This window comes from Labilibaculum filiforme (assembly GCF_002843315.1).
Classification (GTDB): domain Bacteria; phylum Bacteroidota; class Bacteroidia; order Bacteroidales; family Marinifilaceae; genus Labilibaculum; species Labilibaculum filiforme.
In genome coordinates this window covers 135,609-154,077 of record NZ_MVDD01000010.1, presented here as the reverse complement: position 1 = coordinate 154,077, position 18,469 = coordinate 135,609, and the positions used below count along the sequence as shown (strand labels likewise).

14 protein-coding genes are annotated in these 18,469 nt (G+C 34.3%); 8 read left to right on the top strand and 6 right to left on the bottom strand.

Features of this window, described 5'->3' with window-relative positions:
• The first annotated feature begins 214 nt into the window (after positions 1-214).
• The 8 genes from BZG02_RS14300 to BZG02_RS14255 all read left to right on the top strand — a co-directional run bounded on the left by BZG02_RS14300 (position 215) and on the right by BZG02_RS14255 (position 8,625).
• A complete protein-coding gene (locus BZG02_RS14300; RefSeq protein ID WP_101262122.1) occupies positions 215-2,311 on the top strand; it encodes an Ig-like domain-containing protein in 2,097 nt (698 codons plus the stop codon).
• 594 nt (positions 2,312-2,905) lie between these two features.
• Positions 2,906-3,493 (top strand): hypothetical protein, encoded by a 588-nt coding sequence (locus BZG02_RS14290; RefSeq protein ID WP_101262120.1) that lies wholly within the window; start codon positions 2,906-2,908, stop codon positions 3,491-3,493.
• Positions 3,494-4,173: 680 nt separating this feature from the next.
• Positions 4,174-4,749 carry a hypothetical protein gene (locus BZG02_RS14280; RefSeq protein ID WP_101262118.1) on the top strand — a complete coding sequence of 192 codons (576 nt, stop codon included), beginning with the start codon at positions 4,174-4,176 and terminating at the stop codon, positions 4,747-4,749.
• 217 nt (positions 4,750-4,966) lie between these two features.
• Entirely contained in the window at positions 4,967-5,581 is a 615-nt protein-coding gene (locus BZG02_RS14275; RefSeq protein ID WP_101262117.1) for a YiiX family permuted papain-like enzyme, read from the top strand.
• Positions 5,582-5,693: 112 nt separating this feature from the next.
• Entirely contained in the window at positions 5,694-6,098 is a 405-nt protein-coding gene (locus BZG02_RS14270; protein ID WP_143470480.1) for a hypothetical protein, read from the top strand.
• Positions 6,099-6,138: 40 nt separating this feature from the next.
• The gene (locus BZG02_RS14265; RefSeq protein WP_180335734.1) at positions 6,139-7,443 is read left to right on the top strand and encodes a retropepsin-like aspartic protease; all 1,305 of its coding nucleotides are present in this window, start codon (positions 6,139-6,141) and stop codon (positions 7,441-7,443) included.
• A 49-nt stretch (positions 7,444-7,492) separates the two neighbouring features.
• Positions 7,493-7,975, top strand: coding sequence for a hypothetical protein (locus BZG02_RS14260; protein WP_101262114.1), 483 nt, complete (start codon positions 7,493-7,495; stop codon positions 7,973-7,975).
• 53 nt (positions 7,976-8,028) lie between these two features.
• Entirely contained in the window at positions 8,029-8,625 is a 597-nt protein-coding gene (locus BZG02_RS14255) for a hypothetical protein (RefSeq protein WP_101262113.1), read from the top strand.
• Positions 8,626-9,167: 542 nt separating this feature from the next.
• Here BZG02_RS14255 and BZG02_RS14245 read toward each other — a convergent pair.
• From BZG02_RS14245 to pta, 6 genes are all read right to left on the bottom strand, one after another.
• Entirely contained in the window at positions 9,168-10,316 is a 1,149-nt protein-coding gene (locus tag BZG02_RS14245; protein WP_101262112.1) for a twitch domain-containing radical SAM protein, read from the bottom strand.
• A gap of 276 nt (positions 10,317-10,592) precedes the next feature.
• Positions 10,593-11,504: a phosphate acyltransferase gene (locus BZG02_RS14240; protein WP_101262111.1), complete on the bottom strand. Its 912-nt coding sequence runs from the start codon at positions 11,502-11,504 to the stop codon at positions 10,593-10,595.
• A gap of 285 nt (positions 11,505-11,789) precedes the next feature.
• Entirely contained in the window at positions 11,790-12,695 is a 906-nt protein-coding gene (locus BZG02_RS14235) for a bifunctional enoyl-CoA hydratase/phosphate acetyltransferase (RefSeq protein WP_101262110.1), read from the bottom strand.
• Positions 12,696-12,886: 191 nt separating this feature from the next.
• On the bottom strand, positions 12,887-15,928 hold the full coding sequence (locus BZG02_RS14225) for a sensor histidine kinase (RefSeq protein WP_101262108.1): 3,042 nt from the start codon (positions 15,926-15,928) through the stop codon (positions 12,887-12,889).
• 225 nt (positions 15,929-16,153) lie between these two features.
• Complete coding sequence (locus tag BZG02_RS14220; protein WP_101262107.1) at positions 16,154-17,362, bottom strand: acetate/propionate family kinase; 1,209 nt, start codon at positions 17,360-17,362, stop codon at positions 16,154-16,156.
• 35 nt (positions 17,363-17,397) lie between these two features.
• On the bottom strand, positions 17,398-18,399 hold the full coding sequence (pta, locus tag BZG02_RS14215; protein WP_101262106.1) for a phosphate acetyltransferase: 1,002 nt from the start codon (positions 18,397-18,399) through the stop codon (positions 17,398-17,400).
• Positions 18,400-18,469 lie beyond the last annotated feature (70 nt).

The following is an 18,469-nucleotide window of genomic DNA, read 5'->3' as shown; positions in this document are numbered from 1 at the left end:
AAGCATATTTTCAAAAAAATGAGTAATATGTATTGCATTGAATACGTTAAACAAGCGTGCCATTTATTTTGTACAATTTTGTCCCTTTTAGCTAGAATTAAGCACTATCAAAACACCTCATATTAATAACTTTATAAATAAGTTTTTTTAACATAGATAGCTTATCAATTTAAAAAAATAAGAATTCTGGTATATTAATTTTAAATAAAACAGTATGAATAAAAAATGTGTATTTTTCTCAATGTTTTTTGCCTTTACCATGTGTTTACAAGGCTATTCTCAATTAAGAACGGGTGATCCGGGAGTAACAATTGATCGGACTAAATTTGATTCGAATTATCCTCAAATGAACCGTTGGGCTAACGCAGGAGTACGAGGTGGTATTCCATTTATCAGTAGCTTCGACAAAACAGCAACAATTAGTCCTGGAAACAGTACGACAATAAATTCTGCTATTAAAAGTCTTTCCAACTCACTTAAAAACGGAGAAAAAGGATTATTAACACTCCAAAACGGAATCTACACAATCAACTCCAGAATAGAAATGAAATCAAATGTTTCATTAAGAGGCCAGAGCCGTTCGGGTGTAAAATGTAGTATAACAATGACAAATAGTGATGCCTTTTCTTTTGACAATGTTAAAAATTGCGGACTTTACAACTTAACTATTCAAGGTAGTTGGGGTACTCCCAAATATCCCTGGAATTACAGTCTTGATGAAAATCGAGAATTTAATAATTCTAACATTTCTGTAAAACTTAAAAATGGCACTACCGACTGTTGGCTTGATAAGCTTACTATTTTGAATAGTGCAAACGATCCAATGCGTTGTCCAGCAGACCATAATACGTTCCGTGATTTAATTGTTGATGGATGCAAAAGAAAAGCTGGTGGAGCCGAAGGATACTTTTTTATTCAAGGAAGAGATAATCTGGTTACAGGATGTGAGATAACTCACCTTCGACACATTTCTTTACAGGGATCAAACGTAGAGTATAATGTTGTTTATGATAATGACTTTAGACAAGAGATTAGTTTTCATTCTGGAGATAATGGAAACAACTTAATTACCGAAAACCGAATTACTTTACCTTCCGATATGCCTCCAATTAATAAAGCCGAAGGAGAATCGGGTCCTTATCCTGAAACTGAAAATAATAAACCTAATTATTTTGCTATTATGGGACCTTGGTCTATTCAGCACCAAGTGTCTGCTCATCCTAATTTTTTATATAAAAATAAATGCGTACAAAATAATCATAACTACGGAACTCGTACTCCATGGTCTGATAATGAAAAAGTATATTCAGGCCCTATTAAAATAGGCAAAACACCAACCGACCATATTAATAATTTCCCTGTTTATAGCAAAGGTGTACCTAATAAAGGTACTTTATATGCAATTAATTTAAACAACAACACAAATATAGCTGTTACGAATGTAAGCCTTACTCCTGCCTCATTATCTCTTACCGCAGGTGCAACCAAAACACTTACCCCAAACATAGTACCATCTAATGCCAATAATAAATCAGTAAGCTGGTTGTCCAATAATGCCTCCATCGCAAGTGTAAACAATAATGGAGTTGTTACTGCGGTTTCGGCTGGTTCTGCAACAATTACAGTTAAAACTGCAGATAAAAATAAAACAGCTACTTGTACAGTCCTAGTAAGTACACCCAATAATAATAATGCACCTATAGTATCATTTAATAAGCCTACTAATAATAAAAATTTTAGCCTTGGCAGCACAGTAAGCGTTGAGGTTAATGCTACGGATAATGAACGAATTGATAACGTAAAACTTTTTTTAAATGACATAATAGTCCGTCAGGAAAACGTAACTCCCTATCGGTGGGCAGATCAATCAAATAACGACCCAGTTTTAAGAAACATGCATACTGGAACCTACACATTAAAAGCTGTCGCTACCGATAATTCAGGTTTAACAACTACAAAATATATTAACATTACTGTAGGCAGCACAAGTTCAAGATCCGAAAATAATACTTCAACCATGAAGGATCTCAACCAAACAACACTTGCTAATGCAATAAAAATTGATGCCAATAATGTTGAAATTGTAAAAATTTTTCCCAATCCCTTTTCAACAGAAATAAACATCACAACCAATGGAGAATATTATAATAGTCAATTAATTGACCATACAGGAAGAGTAGTTTATCAGCAAGCGCTAATAGGTCCTACAACAATTCTAAATCCACCATATTCGGAAGTTCCAAAAGGACTTTACATTTTGAAACTTATGGGTAAAAACTCTAATAAAACTCAAAAATTGATACGCCAATAAGAATTAATTAAAACTTCTCAGGTGTGTTAATATGATGAAAACGAAGAGGGTGTCCAAAAAGGAATATTCTGTTTCGAATTGACCTATTGAGCGATCCCGATAGCCATCGGGATCAGAATAACAATGGAACGATATTTTTCGGACACCCTCTTCAAAATAAATACACAACCGTTTTCTCAGAGACAAACAACGGGCGAATCAGAACCAAAGCTATTAGAAACGACAGCAAGCCATAGTCGAACATCCCTACGGAACCATAAAAAGACAATGGGGCTTCGATCACATTCTGACAAAAAAAGGTATGGCAAAGGCAAATGCTGATGTTGGTTTACTAATGACAGCATATAACCTGCACCGTTTAGTCCATATTGTTGGCATAAAAACCCCGATAAAACGGGCAATACAGCTATCATCTTACTTTCTTGAATTAATGAAGTTATTAGGATTGAAATTGGCCCAAATAAGAACTTGGTTTCTGTTAAAAAATAAAAGCAATATCAATTTTTATGTATCCTTAAAACAGCTATATTTAACACTTACTTGAGCAGTTTGTTGAGGTATTAGACAGACTGCCGTTGGCAAAAATTAAAAATCGTGAAAAGAATAATTGCAGTTTTATTATTGAATTTTCTAATTATAAGTACTTATTCCCAAGAATATGGAAAATATAAGATTGAAAAAAATTTCAACTCAGTTTTTAAGAATCTTGAGAAAGGGAAATTCGCAGGAACTATCAATGGAGTTTTATTTATAAAAGATACTAAAGACAAAGAGGTAATTCTAGACTTTCAAGCAGGTAAAGCTATATTGAATATCGTCCATGACTCAACAGAAATGTACGATGTAAGTACTAAGGAATATATAGGTTGGACTACAAGTGGTAAAACTAAAATATACTATTCAACTTATTCATCAGCGAATAAATTGTCAATTGAATTATCTTCTGGAATTTTTAAAATTGGCTCGCATGATGGAGCTAGTGATATGGTAGTAAATGGAATTAATTACCATTATAAGTCTGAATTACACACTGAATATTTAGTACTTACGATTGAAAAGGATTTGGTACTAGATAATTTTTGGTGGCTTAGACATCAAGGCATTTTACCTAAAAAGGCATACGAATTGAAAAAAGAAATTGTAATCCAGGCAAATTCTGTTATTATTTTTGCAATGAATTAAGAACTAAATTTTTGTTAGAAAACATTTTAAACTCTAGAAAGATGAATTTTGGAAATAAAAACATAAATGGAAAATAATATTGAAATAGTTAATGTGTTTGTTTCTCTAATTGTCTTGTCTTTCCCTATTTTTAGGGTATTTCAATTGATTATTAGTAGTGATAAATTAAATCAATTTATAATCAATCATTACCAAAAGCACGGATATAGTATTTCAATTATATCTAATCTAGACTTGAAAGAAAGGATTAGGTATAGTGTGCCAATTTCTATCTTTAGGTGCTACTCTTATTTCTTTGGCGTCTTGACGGGCAAAATCTCATACGTTAGAAAAATTGAAATTGTAAATACTAGCGAATCAATAAACATTAAATACGTTGAATTACAGATTAGAAGAAAGAAGATAATTTCTATTAAAGAATTTGATTCCTATGAACTTTAAATCGAAAAACCTTTGCTAACCCCGCTAGTGCGCGATTGTATCGCGTTCTAAGTCATAAAGGTTTTCTTGTGAAATAAAGGAATATTGGAAGGATTGCTTGTAGTGATGTAGTAACTACACGATGCAATCGTGCAGGAATGGTGAGCCGAACGAAGAAAGATCTAATTCGATTGATAAAGAAGATGAAAAGGATTTACCCTTTTGAAATTATAAAAGCATAAATAAGAATAGACAATAAAATGACAGAGAAATTTTTAAAAGCAAAACACTGGCAAATTTTTATGGTAACATTTGGCTTACCATTCTTGATTCAAATCATTATGATGCTCATGACAATAATCGGAAATGACCCAACGATAATAATCAACGGATTTTCAGTTATTATGATCCTATTTGTGGGCGGATTTTTGGCTTGGTTTTGGTCAATTGGAGTGGGATTACAAATTAAAGTTCCAAACGATGTAAAAATGAAAGTCAAGAAGTTTAAGGTATTCTTGGTTATACCTTTAGTTTATATGCTTTTCATTTCAATATCAATGGGTTCAATATTTAATGAAGCTTTTGAAAACGGTCTAGCACCTAAGCCTGGAATAATTGGGAGTATAGTTGGAATAATTGTTCCATTGCATTTTTTCTCAATGTTTTGTATTTTTTATTGTTTGTATTTTGTCGCTAAGACTTTTAAAACTGTTGAATTACAACGAGAAGTATCATTTTCTGATTTTGCAGGAGAATTTTTTATGATATGGTTCTTTCCGATTGGAATTTGGATTGTTCAGCCGAAGGTTAATAAAATGATTGAAGAACAGAAATAACAAAGCACGACGGCACAACAAAAATCAAATTATCACGGGCGTTGACGAGTAAATTGATAGGTCAGTACCATAAACGAAAACCAGCAAGTCAATAAAATCTGGCTTTGCTCCTATTTTTAAATTATAGTAAATTTAACCGGCTTGCTTCGGTGCGCATTGGTAAGAAAATTACTTTTATCGCCCACGAAATTTAGCAAAACCGTTACCATACATTAAGATGAAGAAAACATACTACATAATATTAAGCTTGATTATTTTGATTTCGTGTCATTCTAAAACAGAATCAACTGAACTTCAAAATGGAGACATTATATTCCAGACTTCAACATCAGGACAGAGTAAAGCGATTCAGATTGCGACTGGTTCAAAATACAGTCACTTAGGGATTATTTATAAGCAAGGGAATGACTTCTTTGTTTACGAAGCAGTTCAACCTGTAAAACTAACACCATTAAACGACTGGATTAAACGAGGAGAAAACGGACATTATGTAGTTAAACGAATTAAAAACTCTCAAAACGTATTGACTCCTGAGACTTTGGTCAAAATGAAACAGATTGGTGAAAAATACGCAGGAAAAGACTATGATTTGTATTTTGAGTGGTCTGATTCAAAAATATACTGTTCTGAATTGGTTTGGAAAATATACAAAGAAGCAGTTGGACTTGAAATTGGAAATCTAGAAAAATTAAGAGACTTTGATTTATCAAACAAGTTGGTGAAAAATAAATTAAAAGAAAGATATGGAGACAAGATTCCAATGAATGAGCTAGTAATCTCTCCGGAATCAATGTTTTCATCGAACAAACTTTGGACAGTATACGAGGAATAAAACCAGGCCACAACAACTAAGCATTCGTGTGGCAGGAACTGCAGTTTGAGAGTTAGTACAATTACAAATACCTGCAAGCCAACTAGGCTTATCTTTCTTATTTATAATGGCAATGGAACAAAAACATATTCGAATTGGATACTTTGATAACCTCAAAGGAGAAGGCAGCATTTTAATTTCAGCTGACATTGATGGACTTTTAGAGCTTGAGGATACCTTTTTAAAATTATCACAAGGACTTACGGCATTTAATTTTTCAAAACTTAAATTACTTGATAAAAGTCATAAAATTAAGCTAGTTGCGATTATTGATATGGAAAATATCGGATTAATACCTACAATAAAAGGCACTTTCGAATGGAAAGTTAGACCTGAAAAATGGGGTGAGTATAGAGAAAAGCTCACTGCATTATATCGGAATAGTAATAGTGGCCACCAATATCTGGACAGCAATTCCATTGATAACAAGGACCTTCAAGTTATTTTTTCGTTTAATGAATATCCCCTTAGTTTTTAGGAGTACAATGAAACTTAGCAAACACATAAATCTACTACGAATGAAAAAATGGTTAAAGTATAGCAAACTTGTGCTAATAATTAATTTGTTATTGATTAGCAGACCTAGTTACGCACAAAGTCCTGACGAGATTGTAGGGAAATTGATGAATGAACAAAAAATGTTTGAGTTAAGAGAACAGTACACACAATTAAAAGAGCAATTATCTCCTGTGGTGCACTATTTTGCACAAGCTATGCTTTCTGAATCGTTTAATACCCCTAAGGAAGGAATTATTGCCATTGATACATTATTAAACAACGAAATTTACCAGCAACAATTGGGATTAAATAATATTACATATTTAATTTATCTCAAATCAGGATTTCTTGAAACACTTTTTCAATATAAAGAATCCTCAAAAATGTTGGAATCATTTCTTAATGACACTAAAGATTTTGCCATTAATAACGACTTAAAAAGTAATTTACAAGAATCATTAAGGATTAATAAAATTATTGGGAATTTTCCTTCTACATCAATCCATCGCAACAATAATGATGTGGAAATAGATTATTTGGTTAATAAATCGGGAAAAGGACTATCAATAAATATTCCCTGTGTAATAAATAATAATAAAACTACCATGTGTTTTGATACTGGAAATCCTAAATACAGCCTGGTTACTGAAGATTTTGCGACTAAGTTTGCTATTAAAACTTTAGTTGATTCGATACCGATGAAAGGCATTGGTTCAGGTTTTGCAAAAATAGGAATTGCAGACAGTTTATCAGTTGGAGGAATTTCTTGTTATCATCCCTTATTCTATATCGTTGATAAAATTACTCCTATTGATACCATTGCAATTGAAGCTGTTTTAGGTTCCTCTATAACTAATCTATTCGGAGAAGTTCAAATCTTTCCTAAAAAAAAGAAAATGATTTTCCCGCTAATAAATACATTACCAGAATTATCGCAAAAAAATTTAATCATGAACAATGACCATTTGTTTATTAAATTGAATCAAGATAAAAAGAGCCTGTTAATGCATTTTGATACTGGTTCTTCATTTTCAAACATGAATAATTTATTCTTCTCAGAAAATAAAGATTCTATAGAACAAACAGCCACTAAAGATACCATACGACTAGCAGGTTATGGCGGGGTTTCGCACCAAATTAGTTATAAGTTGCCAAAGCTTAGTTTTAGCCTTAACAATAACAATTTCGTAATGAAAAATATTGCTGTATACACCGAAAATGTAATGAATAGAGGAAACGAAAGCGGTTGTTTTGGAGTCGACTTTGTGCAAAAATTTAATAAAGTTCTTGTAAGCTATAGGCATATGTTTATTGAACTAGAATAATAAATTCCCCCTATCACTCGCACGTTTCTGCCAATAAAAAAAAACAAACATGATTAAAGCCAAATATTTAAACTATTCTACCCGAATTTTAAAGGGACTGTTACCAATTGCTTTCGTTACCAGCTCATGCCTTGCAATTCTATTTTTTTTCGATCTGGAAAAAATAGAAATCTATTTATTAATTGGAGTTTGGATAATTATAATGCCTTTATACTGCCTGTCTGCATTTAAAATAAACAAAAGATATCTGGGCGAAATTAAGATAGATAAAGACGAATGCGAGTTTCAGCTTTACGAGTACAACAAAGCTTTGGAAACCATTCACTCCAAAACATCCGAAACAAGAATTAAAATAATTGAATTATTTTTCCCTATTGCCAAATCGGGTCGTAATTACAAACTAGTAATAGAAACCAAGCAAGGCCTCACCTACAAAAAAATTATCGAACAATATGAAATCGGCGATTGGGACCTCAAAAAATTTAAAGAATGCATGAAAATTTATCGCGAAGTAAAATTCGATAATCAATAAATTAGCACACTAAGGTGAACTTTTAGCTTAACTAAGGCACACAACTAATTAGTATGGGAAAAAATATTTTAATACTTCTAATTGCATTGTTATTGTGCAACTGCGCAGGTAAAAATGAGAAAGTATCTACCCCCGATTATACTTCAGCAACTACCTTTAAACAAGATAGTTTAGCTTTTCAATTAGCAATGATTTACGGATTAGATCAAGGCATAAGAACTGCACCTGAATTTAAAAATCAAGTGAAACTAATTCAAAGTATCGACACGTTTAATTTCAATAGAATTAAACTGTTTATAGAACAAAATGGGATGCTAAGTGAAGAGTTACTAGGAAAGGAAAATTTTAAGATGGAAGCGGTACAAAGTGCTTTTACTGCGGTACTTCTTCATAATCCTCACAGGCTAGTTAACGAAGAAGAAAATATGCAGTTTTTTCTGAAACTGGTAAAAGATGGCAAACTAAAAGAAAAAACATTTTTATCTATTTTAGATAAGTATTATTGGACAAAAAACAAAGATAGGCATGTTCTTTATGGCAGCGCATTCGGAATGCCTTGCATTAACGATAAGGAAAAAACAAATAAGGCACGGAAAAAATTAGGTTTTGAACCTTTAGCAGATTCTCTATTCATTACATGTGAAAAATAGCAAGCTCGGCCTTTATAGCCCACTACGCTAAAAGAATAAAAAATGGAAAAAATTATCACAATCAACAGCTCAAATATCGACACAGAGCATATTTGTTGTGCAATATCCGACAAAAAATGTAAGAACAGCTAGCAGGAGCTGTTTTACTACGCTCCAAAAAGTAAATACCTGCTAAGTATTGAGAAAATAGTTTTTGAAAAGCAAGTAGTAAGCGAACGCCGACCATCGAGCGTGCCACTTGCTACTACTAACACTTTGGAAAGCAGAAGAGCTTTTCGATTGACTTGATTTTTTTGTTTCCTTTTTTGATCTAAGTAAAAAAGGAAAAGCCCGTCTGGCTTGAAGACAAAATAACGATAAGATTTTAAATTAGCAGATCCCGCTCCCGATTCTCGGGATCGGGATGACAGTTCTATAAACATGTCATCCTTAACGAAGTGAAAGATCTATTATTGATAGAAATGACCAAACAAATGAATTCTCCCGTTTTAGCCTATAATGCCAAGGGCAGAGAGGTGAACTAGCTCTAAAAGTGAAGCAATCTAAAATTCCAAAACATCCACGGCATGCTCTCCTCTCATCACATCCAATAATTCCGTTTCCTTTTCGAAATTCTTCCATTGTTTCGAAAGATCCTCGCTTAGCATGTAGGTTTCACATTCCTTAAATTGAGAAATTACAGATTTGGGAATTCCTTTTTTCATTGCCCAGAGGTAGAATTTCTGATATTCCGATACTACTTTCAGCTTATAATCGGTAGGCAGTACTTTAGTGTTGTAATGCAAGGGGCGGTCGAGTAGGTTAATGTAGAGGCCATCGGCTTCGATAATCTGCTCGAGCAGACAAGTTTGGTACAAAGCAGGCAAATTTAAAATGGAGAAAACCGAAATCGTTGGGGCAATTAAAAAGCGAATGTGCTTGTGCTCGCGAATCAATTCTCTATTCGCCTGAAATTGTTCCCAATCAAATCCTTTCCGGATGTATTCTCCCAATTTGCCATGCGCATCGATGCTGGCTAAAATCTCCACTTCCGAAAAATGTTTCCAGTAATCTAAAACCTTGTGCTCTCCCATTTGCAAAAGAGAAAAATTGGTATTGTATCGCAAATGAATTTGCGTGGCCTTATTCTTCACCAGCCAATCGAGCAACAAGTAATGCTCTTTCGTTACCAAAGGCTCGCCACCTGCAAAGTAAATCTCTTTGGCCTGCAGTAAAGCTTCACCGGTTTCTGCAATAAAAGCATCAAAATCGCTAATGTTTTGCAGTAAAGCCTTCTCCCCCAAATTTCTTTTCATTTGCTTTGCCTCTGGAAACCAAGCAGAACTAGCTCCATGCCAGCAAGTACGACAAGCAAAATTACAGGCGTTTGAAAAACGGATATCAAAAGTAAAAGGCAGGTTCGTTTCCCGATTCTGAAAATCAGCACCAAACTTTTCGTATGTTTCCTGTCTAATGCTCTTCCCTCCTGCTTCCTCAATGCGAGAACAAACCCCACAGCGAGCATCTTTTTCTCCATTGGCAAACTTAGTCCGTAATTCGTTAATAGCATCGCCATTCCATATTTCGGCAAACGACTGAGTAGTGCAATCACCAAAAGGAATATTGGCAACACAACAAGCTTTTACACGTCCGGCATTTCCTACATGGTAATGTATCCACGGCATCAGGCAATATGGTTTTGTGTTTGTCATTTGGCAAAGATAGGAATTGAGTTATGAATTATGAGTTAATAATTATGAATTAAGCCTGAACTTAATCGTATTTTCCGTATTAGACGCAGATCCCTATGATTGGTTAAGATTTTAGGAGTTATGAATTAGGAGTTAAGAGTTTAATAAAAAACCTTTTTTCTCTGTGTTCCTCCGTGAATCCCTTCGTGAACCTTTGTGGTTAAACTTTTTTACGCAAAAAAAGAGGCACGACAAATTCGCACCTCTTCAATTATAAATTAATAATTATCAATTATTTTAGTCTGCCATTAAAACCGACAATGCAATGCAATAAAATTTCGATTTTTCGCTTTCACTACGCGACATTACCACCACTGGCTTTGTGGTTCCCTGAATTAAACCAGCCAGTTCACCACCGGCAAACAGCATCAATCCTTTATAAAAAGAGTTGCATGATTCCAAGGATGGAAATACCAAACAATCGGCCTCCCCATTAATTGGTGTTGCAATTCCTTTAATCTCCACAGAAGCAGGATCACAAGCCAAAAACACATCCAACGGACCATCCACAATACAATCTTTTATCTGACCACGATCGGCCATTTTGCAAATAATAGTATCATCGATGTTCGACGGGAATGCCTGATTTGGTTTCTCTGTTGCCGATATCAAAGCCACTTTAGGTTTTTCGATACCAAACTTCCGAGCCATTTTCACCGAATAGTTCACCATTGCAATTTTCTGATTCAAATCAGGAAAAGGCAATACTGCCGTATCCGAAACAAATAGTAACTTATCGTATTTTGGCAAATCCAATGCACAAACATAGCTCATTACTGCTTTAGGAGGTAACAAACCTTGCTCCTTGTTCAGAACTGCTTTTAAAAATTTATCAGTACCTACCAAACCTTTCATCACCACATCTACCTCGTCGAATCGTGCCATACGCACTGCTTCGGCAGTTGCAGCTACATCGTTAGGAATATGAACAATGGTAAAAATATCTGGATTAATTCCTTCCTCGTTGGCTTTATTTCTGATTTCGACTTCGTCGCCAATCATTACAGCCTCAACAAAACCCTCTGCTATGGCTTTTGCTATAGCACCAATGGTATTGGGATCCTGTGCATAAGCAACAGCAATTTTCTTTTTCTTTCCGCTTTCGCGAAGATGTTCAACCATTTGGTCTAATGAACGTATTGGCGACATATTTTTAAGATTTGAGAAGTGAGATGTTAGAAAAAGTAACAGAACCATAATAAAATATCCTTTGTACTTTGTACTTATTCCTTTATCCTTTTTTCCTTGATACTTGATACTTGATACTTGATACTTTGTACTTTGTACTTGATACTTGATACTTGATACTTTGTACTTGATACTTGTTACATGAAACTAGACTCTGACAGGTTAAAAAACGCTGTCAGGTCTTGCTCTTTTTTCCTTGATACTTGATACTTGATACCTGTTACTTTGTACTTGAAGCTTGATCCTTTATTTAGAAGCCACTAATGCTGCTAGTGCAATAGAAAACAATTTAGTTTTTACACTATCGCCACGAGAAGATAGAATTGCCGGACATTTTGCGCCAACAACCATAGCTCCTAACTCCGCATTCGCCAATTTGGTATTCACCTTATAAAATACATTTCCAGCTTCAATATTTGGGAATACCATGCAATCGGCATCACCAGCCACCATCGAATCTAATTTCTTAATCTCTGCCGATTCTTTATCAATTGCAACATCAATAGCCAAAGGACCATCAACATATGCATTTTTAATTTGACCACGATCTGCCATTTTCGAAATAATTGCAGCATCCACACAAGCTTGCATTTTTGGTAAAACCTGTTCCGATGCGGCAATCAAAGCCACCTTAGGTTTATCAATACCCAAAGCATGCGCAACCTTTATAACATAGTTGGTAATGGCAATTTTCTGATCTAAATCGGGCTGTGGAATAACAGCCACATCACTCACCACCAATAATTTATGGTAATTTGGGTTCTCCATCACAGTAACATGACTTAAAACTGCTCTTGGTGGCATTAATCCAGTTTCTTTATTAAGAATTGCTTTCATGTACTTATCGGTACTAACCAAGCCTTTCATAATCATATCCCCTTCCCCCTTATTGATTAATTCCACTGCTTTTAGAGCCGCTTTTAGTTCATCTGGTTCGTGAACAATTGTAAATTTACGGATATCAAAATTATTTTCTGCACAAGTTTTCTCAATTGTCTCTCTATCGCCAACCAATGTAGCATCAATAATACCATGTTGCACTGCATCGTTTACAGCACCAATAGTATGTGAATCGTTTGCATAAGCTGCTACCAAACGCTTCTTTTTGTTGCTTTTAAGAACATCAATGATTTGATCCAAACGTGTAATCATCTTCCAATTTTTTTTAGTGAATGTGTTTCGGGAAATTAAATCCTCTTGTTTAAGTTGTAAGGCAAAAATAGAAAATAATTACGAATTGTATTTAAACAAGAGATCAAAACCTGCAAATAATATCTTTTTACAAGATTATCATTACAATTTGAAATTTAAAGAAAGACCGCAATCGACTTTAAAAAACCGTTTTATTTTATTTTGGGAATAGAGAAAAAGAAACTTGTGCCTTTATCTTTTTCACTCTCTGCCCAAATTTCACCTCCATTTAATTCTACAAACTCTTTACTAAGCATGAGTCCAAATCCTGTACCAGTTTCATTTGCAGTACCTTCGCTGGTAAATACCTTATCAAATTTAAAAAGTTGTTTCAATTGCTTATCGGTCATCCCAACTCCCTGATCCTTAATTTCAACTACCACTTTATCCTTCAAAATAGTCGCGCTTAATGTAATTGTTTGCCCAGGAAATGAAAATTTAATTGCATTCGACATTATATTTCGAATTACCGTATCAATCATTGCCTTGTCGGCTAATACCACTGCACTTTCAAAATTTCCAAATACTTCGAGTTCTTTTAATGAACCCAAACTTTTATGAACTCCTAAATTCTTTTCCAGTAATAATTTCAAATCAAACTCTTCCGCATTCAATTTAAAATTTCCTTTCTGAACATTCGCCCATTCCAATAAGCTTTCCAAAAGCTTATAAGTATCATCCGAACTTCGATAGATGGTTTCGATTAATTCATTTTTTTCTTCTTCCGATAAGATATCCGAATCATTCAGCAAAATACTTGAAAACCCACGAATAGCATTGAACGGATTTCTTAAATCATGAGCAATTATCGATAGAAATTTATCCTTAGCAATATTCGCAGTTGATAAACTCTGATTAACATTTTGAAGCTGAAAAGTTCGATCAGAAACAAGCTTCTCGAGTGCTAAAAGATTCTTTTTTGTTCTTTTTTTACTGTACTCATTGGTAAGATAAATCAGAAACAAAACCAATAACAATTCACCAAGAATAGTGTACCACCTTAAATACCATACCTGTTTAACCGACAATTTAATAATACGATGTTCGCTCCAGGAATAGTTTCCTTCATGCTTTCCACGAATACAAATTTTATACTTACCTGCCTTTAATCCTGATAGTAAAATTTGATTTTTTGCAGTTAATTCTTTCCATTCCGCTTTTTCTTCGGTTCCTTGAACCGTGCAAAATTGGAATTTATTTTGCTTTTGTGGATAAATACTGGCTGTAACATCTAACAATAGCATCGACTTAGCTTCCATCGGCACAGTGCTATTCTGATACACTAGTTCCCGATCCTTATCTGCCATATAAACCAAAGGTATAGGAGTTGGTAGTATAGAATCCGAAATAGGGGCAAAAGCAATACCATTAGAAGTACCCACCCATAAATAGTTATTCGAATCAACCAGTAGGCTTCGGTTAATAAATGTTTTTGATGGCAATCCTTGATCCAAGGTAAATAAAGAAATATCTTCTTTTCGTTTACGAACCACACCATTGCTGGTAGTCAACCAAATAGAGTTTTGATTATCGATAGCAACCGAATTAAATTCATTCGTTGTTAGCTCCCCTAAATCAACTCTTTCAACAAGATTCTCGGTATATTTTAGTAAACCTTCAGAAGTTCCCATGTACAACACATCCTTAACCATTTCAAAATCGATCACCCAAAAATCTTCGCTAATGGGAAACGAAAGCGGTTTACTGATATTTATAATCTCATCTTTTACACTATCATATTTAAACAAATAAGAATGAGTAAATTCTCCACCGATATAAAGATTCTGTTTGGAATCCAAACAAATATCCTGCACAATATGTAATCCTTGAAATGAATCCAAATAACTCTTTACTTCGCCAGTTACTAAATTGACCTTAAATAAATCTTTATTGCCTACAATCCACGCTACTTCCTCCGAAAAAATAAGAATACTGGTAATAGCCGCCTCACAAAGAGAGATATTAAAAAGTAAATTTTCTCCTTTAAAAATACTTAGTATTCCTTGTTCTGTACCTAACAAAGTTAAATCGTACTTATTCTTAAAAACAGTTAAGGTTCCTTCAAAAGGGAAATCCAAACTCTCAATATCACCTTGTTTTGTTGGTCTATACACATTATTCTGTCCCGAAAAATTTACTTCTCCACTCGCGGCTAAGCTAATAGAAGTAATATATTCTGCATTTGAACTGTTAAACTCATAGGAAAAAAACTTTTCCTCGAGCACTACCGCCCCCGAATTGGTCGACACCCAATATTTTCCATAATCGCCTAAAAAGATATCATTAATCGTTAAATAAGGAAAACCACCAACATTAGAAACCGAATTTTTATCTGCCATATCCAATTCTAATAAACCCTGAAACCAAGTTCCAATCATTATTTTAGAAGCTGAAATTCGCTGAAAACACGATGCGACAATATTTGGGATGATTACATCTTTTTGAATTACCTTTCCCTGAGTATCGAAAGTAATTTTTACAACCCCCTGAGAAGTGCCCACTAAAAATTCATTCGCTCCAATTTTAAAGAAAGAATGAACAATAAGGTCCAAATTAAATTTGAGCTCTTTAAAAACATTTTTTTGAGCATCGAACTTATAAAACCACCCTTTTTGAGAAATAACAATTAAATTTCCATTATCACATTCCAAAAACTGAAAAGATCTAGCATAAGAAGAGCTCTGGTTTTTTACATCCATACTGTATTTTTCAACCGCTCCCCCTTGATATCTATAAAGATGAATATAATCCGAAATCCATAAATCATTTTTCTGATCTTCAAATAAATGTTTTGGATATTTTGGAGTAAGTGTATCGGTATTACATTCGATAAAGACTTTCATTTCTGCCTTTTTAAGCGAACTATTTATTTCATAAATCGCATCGTCTGAAACTGCCAATAAATCCCCATTCCTTCTTTTGAATAATTCTTTAAAATAGGTTGATTTTCCTTCTGGTAAAGCAAGTGGTGTAAAATTATCATTTTGCAAAGCTAGCACGCCATCATCAGTAGCAAAATAGAAAGTCCCCAAAGAATCCTGTTGGGTAGACTTCACCAATTCTTCATTTAGCTTATTCTCTTTATTGTACTGATAGATCCGAAAATTCGTTCTCTGTGCCTCAGAAGAAAATGAATTAGAAATCATCAATAAAATAAGAAAAACATAAGCTGATAAGGGATATATTTTAATCATTGAATGGACTTCTATTTAAAATTCAAAAATATTTCTCTTTACTTGACTATGGGTGTGTTAACGATATCTACTGGCTTTTGTTTCAAAAAACAGCTTTTAAAACATCCATTTTCATCATTATCTTCTTTACTCCAAGTCTCTAATATAGTTGAAAAATTAGCACATTAACAAAAAAAAAGCTTTGTCAATCGACAAAGCTTTCCTATATATTTATATATCTACGGTTTAATGCACCGCTTTTAAAATACGTTGTGTATCCGAAGCAATAACCAATTCTTCGTTTGTAGTAATAACCATCGCTTTCACTTTCGATCCTTCTTTACTAATTAAAGCATCTTTTCCTCTTAATCCATTGTTCTTTTCTAAATCGAAATCAAGACCAAGAAATCCAAAATCCTTAGCAATTTTCTCGCGAGAAACTGGATCATTTTCACCAATACCACCAGTAAAAATTACCAAATCAACGCCACCCATTGATGCAGTATAAGAACCAACAAATTTTTTCACTCTATAAGTGAACATATCCAATGCCAATTGAGCTCTTTTGTTACCATCCTTCGCTGCATTCTCCAAATCTCTCATATCAGAAGAAAGACCCGATACTCCAGCCAAACCACTTTGTTTGTTGATTAGCTTATTGGTTTCCTCAATAGATAAATTCTTTTTCTCAGCAATATATAATAAAGCTCCTAAATCAAGGTTACCAGTACGTGTTCCCATCAACAAACCTTCGTTTGGTGTAAATCCCATTGATGTTTCGATAGATTTTCCACCATCAATAGCACAAACCGAAGCTCCGTTTCCTAAGTGACAGCTAACAATTTTCTTATCCTCAATTTTCCATCCCAAAATATCGCAAGCTTTGTGGGCAACAAATCGGTGACTAGTTCCGTGAAATCCATATTTACGAACACGAAGCTCTTCGTAACAATCGTATGGCAAACCATACATAAATGCCTCTGGAGGAAGTGTTTGATGAAAAGATGTATCGAAAACAGCAACCTGAGGAAGTCCTGGAAGTAATTTTTCCATGGCAAGAATTCCTTCTAAATTAGCTGGATTATGAAGTGGAGCCAATTCGCAACAAGAAGCAATTAATTCTTTTGCCTTCTCATCAATAAACGCGCTATCCTTAAAATATTCTCCACCATGAGCAACACGGTGACCGGCAGCATCAATTTCTTTAATGCTGGAAATTACACCATGCTCAGAATCAACAAGTGCCTTTAAAACAAGATCAATTGCTACTCCATGATTTGGTATGTCTTGAACAAGCTCAAATTTACTTTTCCCCTCTGGTTTGTGAATAAGATTACCTTCTTTAAGGCCAATTCGCTCAACAAGACCTTTTGCTAACAAAGTAGCTTCGCTACCCATAGTCAACAATTGATACTTTAAAGAAGAACTACCACAATTAAAAACTAGAACGTTCATTAGAAATTTTATTTAGTTTGTTATCTATTATTTACTTATAATCCTGCTGCCTGATTCGCAGTTATTGCAACCAAGTTCACGATGTCGCTAACCGAACAACCTCTTGATAAATCGTTAATTGGAGCTGCCATTCCTTGCAAAATAGGACCAACGGCTTCGGCTCCTGCCAAACGTTGCACCAATTTATAAGCAATATTTCCCACTTCAAGAGTTGGGAAAACCAATACGTTAGCTCTTCCAGCAACTGCACTTCCCGGAGCTTTTTGTGCTCCAATTGCTGCTACAATAGCGGCATCGGCTTGCATTTCACCATCAATTTGAAATTCCGGAGCCATTTCTTTAGCAATACGCGTAGCTTCTACTACTTTATCAACCATTTCGTGTTTACCAGAACCCATAGTAGAGAAACTTAGCATGGCAACACGTGGTTCCATTTTAGCAATGGCTTTTGTAGTTTTTGCGGTAGCCACAGCAATTTCGGCTAACTCACTGGCAGTAGGATTAGGATGAACGGCACAATCAGCAAATACCATCATTCCATCATCACCAAACGATTTATCTTTTAAAAGCATAATAAAAGCACCCGAAACAACAGAAATACCAGGCATTGTTTTTACAATTTGGAAAGCCGGACGTAAAACATCACCGGTAGCATTTAAAGCTCCTGCAACTTCGCCATCGGCATCACCCGCTTTTATCATTAAGGTTGCTAAATACAAAGGATCCTGGACCAAAACCATGGCTTGTTCCATTGTCATTCCCTTTTTCTTTCTCAGCTCCACTAAAATTTCAGCATAAGCTTCCATTTTATCATGACTCTTAGGATCAACAATGATAGCCTCCCCAATATTTTTTAAATGTAAACGAGCTGCTTCGGAAGCAATTTTTTCAGGATCTCCGATCAATATTATTTTAGCGATTTTTTCGCTTAAAATGATATCTGTAGCCTGTAAAGTTCTCTCCTCGGTTCCTTCAGGTAAAACAATTGTTTTAGCACTTAAACGCGCATTTTCCTTAATTTTCTGCAATAAATCCATTGATGTTCAGTATATTAATCAGTTTTGTAATCTCGACTTTACAAAAGTAGGAATAAAACGTAAACTTTAG

Coding starts and splice junctions, on each gene's coding strand:
- BZG02_RS14300 (WP_101262122.1), top strand. CDS start 215: ATGAATAAAAAATGTGTATTTTTCTCAATGTTTTTTGCCTTTACCATG.
- BZG02_RS14280 (WP_101262118.1), top strand. CDS start 4,174: ATGACAGAGAAATTTTTAAAAGCAAAACACTGGCAAATTTTTATGGTA.
- BZG02_RS14275 (WP_101262117.1), top strand. CDS start 4,967: ATGAAGAAAACATACTACATAATATTAAGCTTGATTATTTTGATTTCG.
- BZG02_RS14270 (WP_143470480.1), top strand. CDS start 5,694: ATGGAACAAAAACATATTCGAATTGGATACTTTGATAACCTCAAAGGA.
- BZG02_RS14265 (WP_180335734.1), top strand. CDS start 6,139: ATGAAAAAATGGTTAAAGTATAGCAAACTTGTGCTAATAATTAATTTG.
- BZG02_RS14260 (WP_101262114.1), top strand. CDS start 7,493: ATGATTAAAGCCAAATATTTAAACTATTCTACCCGAATTTTAAAGGGA.
- BZG02_RS14255 (WP_101262113.1), top strand. CDS start 8,029: ATGGGAAAAAATATTTTAATACTTCTAATTGCATTGTTATTGTGCAAC.
- BZG02_RS14245 (WP_101262112.1), bottom strand. CDS start 10,316: ATGACAAACACAAAACCATATTGCCTGATGCCGTGGATACATTACCAT.
- BZG02_RS14240 (WP_101262111.1), bottom strand. CDS start 11,504: ATGTCGCCAATACGTTCATTAGACCAAATGGTTGAACATCTTCGCGAA.
- BZG02_RS14235 (WP_101262110.1), bottom strand. CDS start 12,695: ATGATTACACGTTTGGATCAAATCATTGATGTTCTTAAAAGCAACAAA.
- BZG02_RS14225 (WP_101262108.1), bottom strand. CDS start 15,928: ATGATTAAAATATATCCCTTATCAGCTTATGTTTTTCTTATTTTATTG.
- BZG02_RS14220 (WP_101262107.1), bottom strand. CDS start 17,362: ATGAACGTTCTAGTTTTTAATTGTGGTAGTTCTTCTTTAAAGTATCAA.
- pta (WP_101262106.1), bottom strand. CDS start 18,399: ATGGATTTATTGCAGAAAATTAAGGAAAATGCGCGTTTAAGTGCTAAA.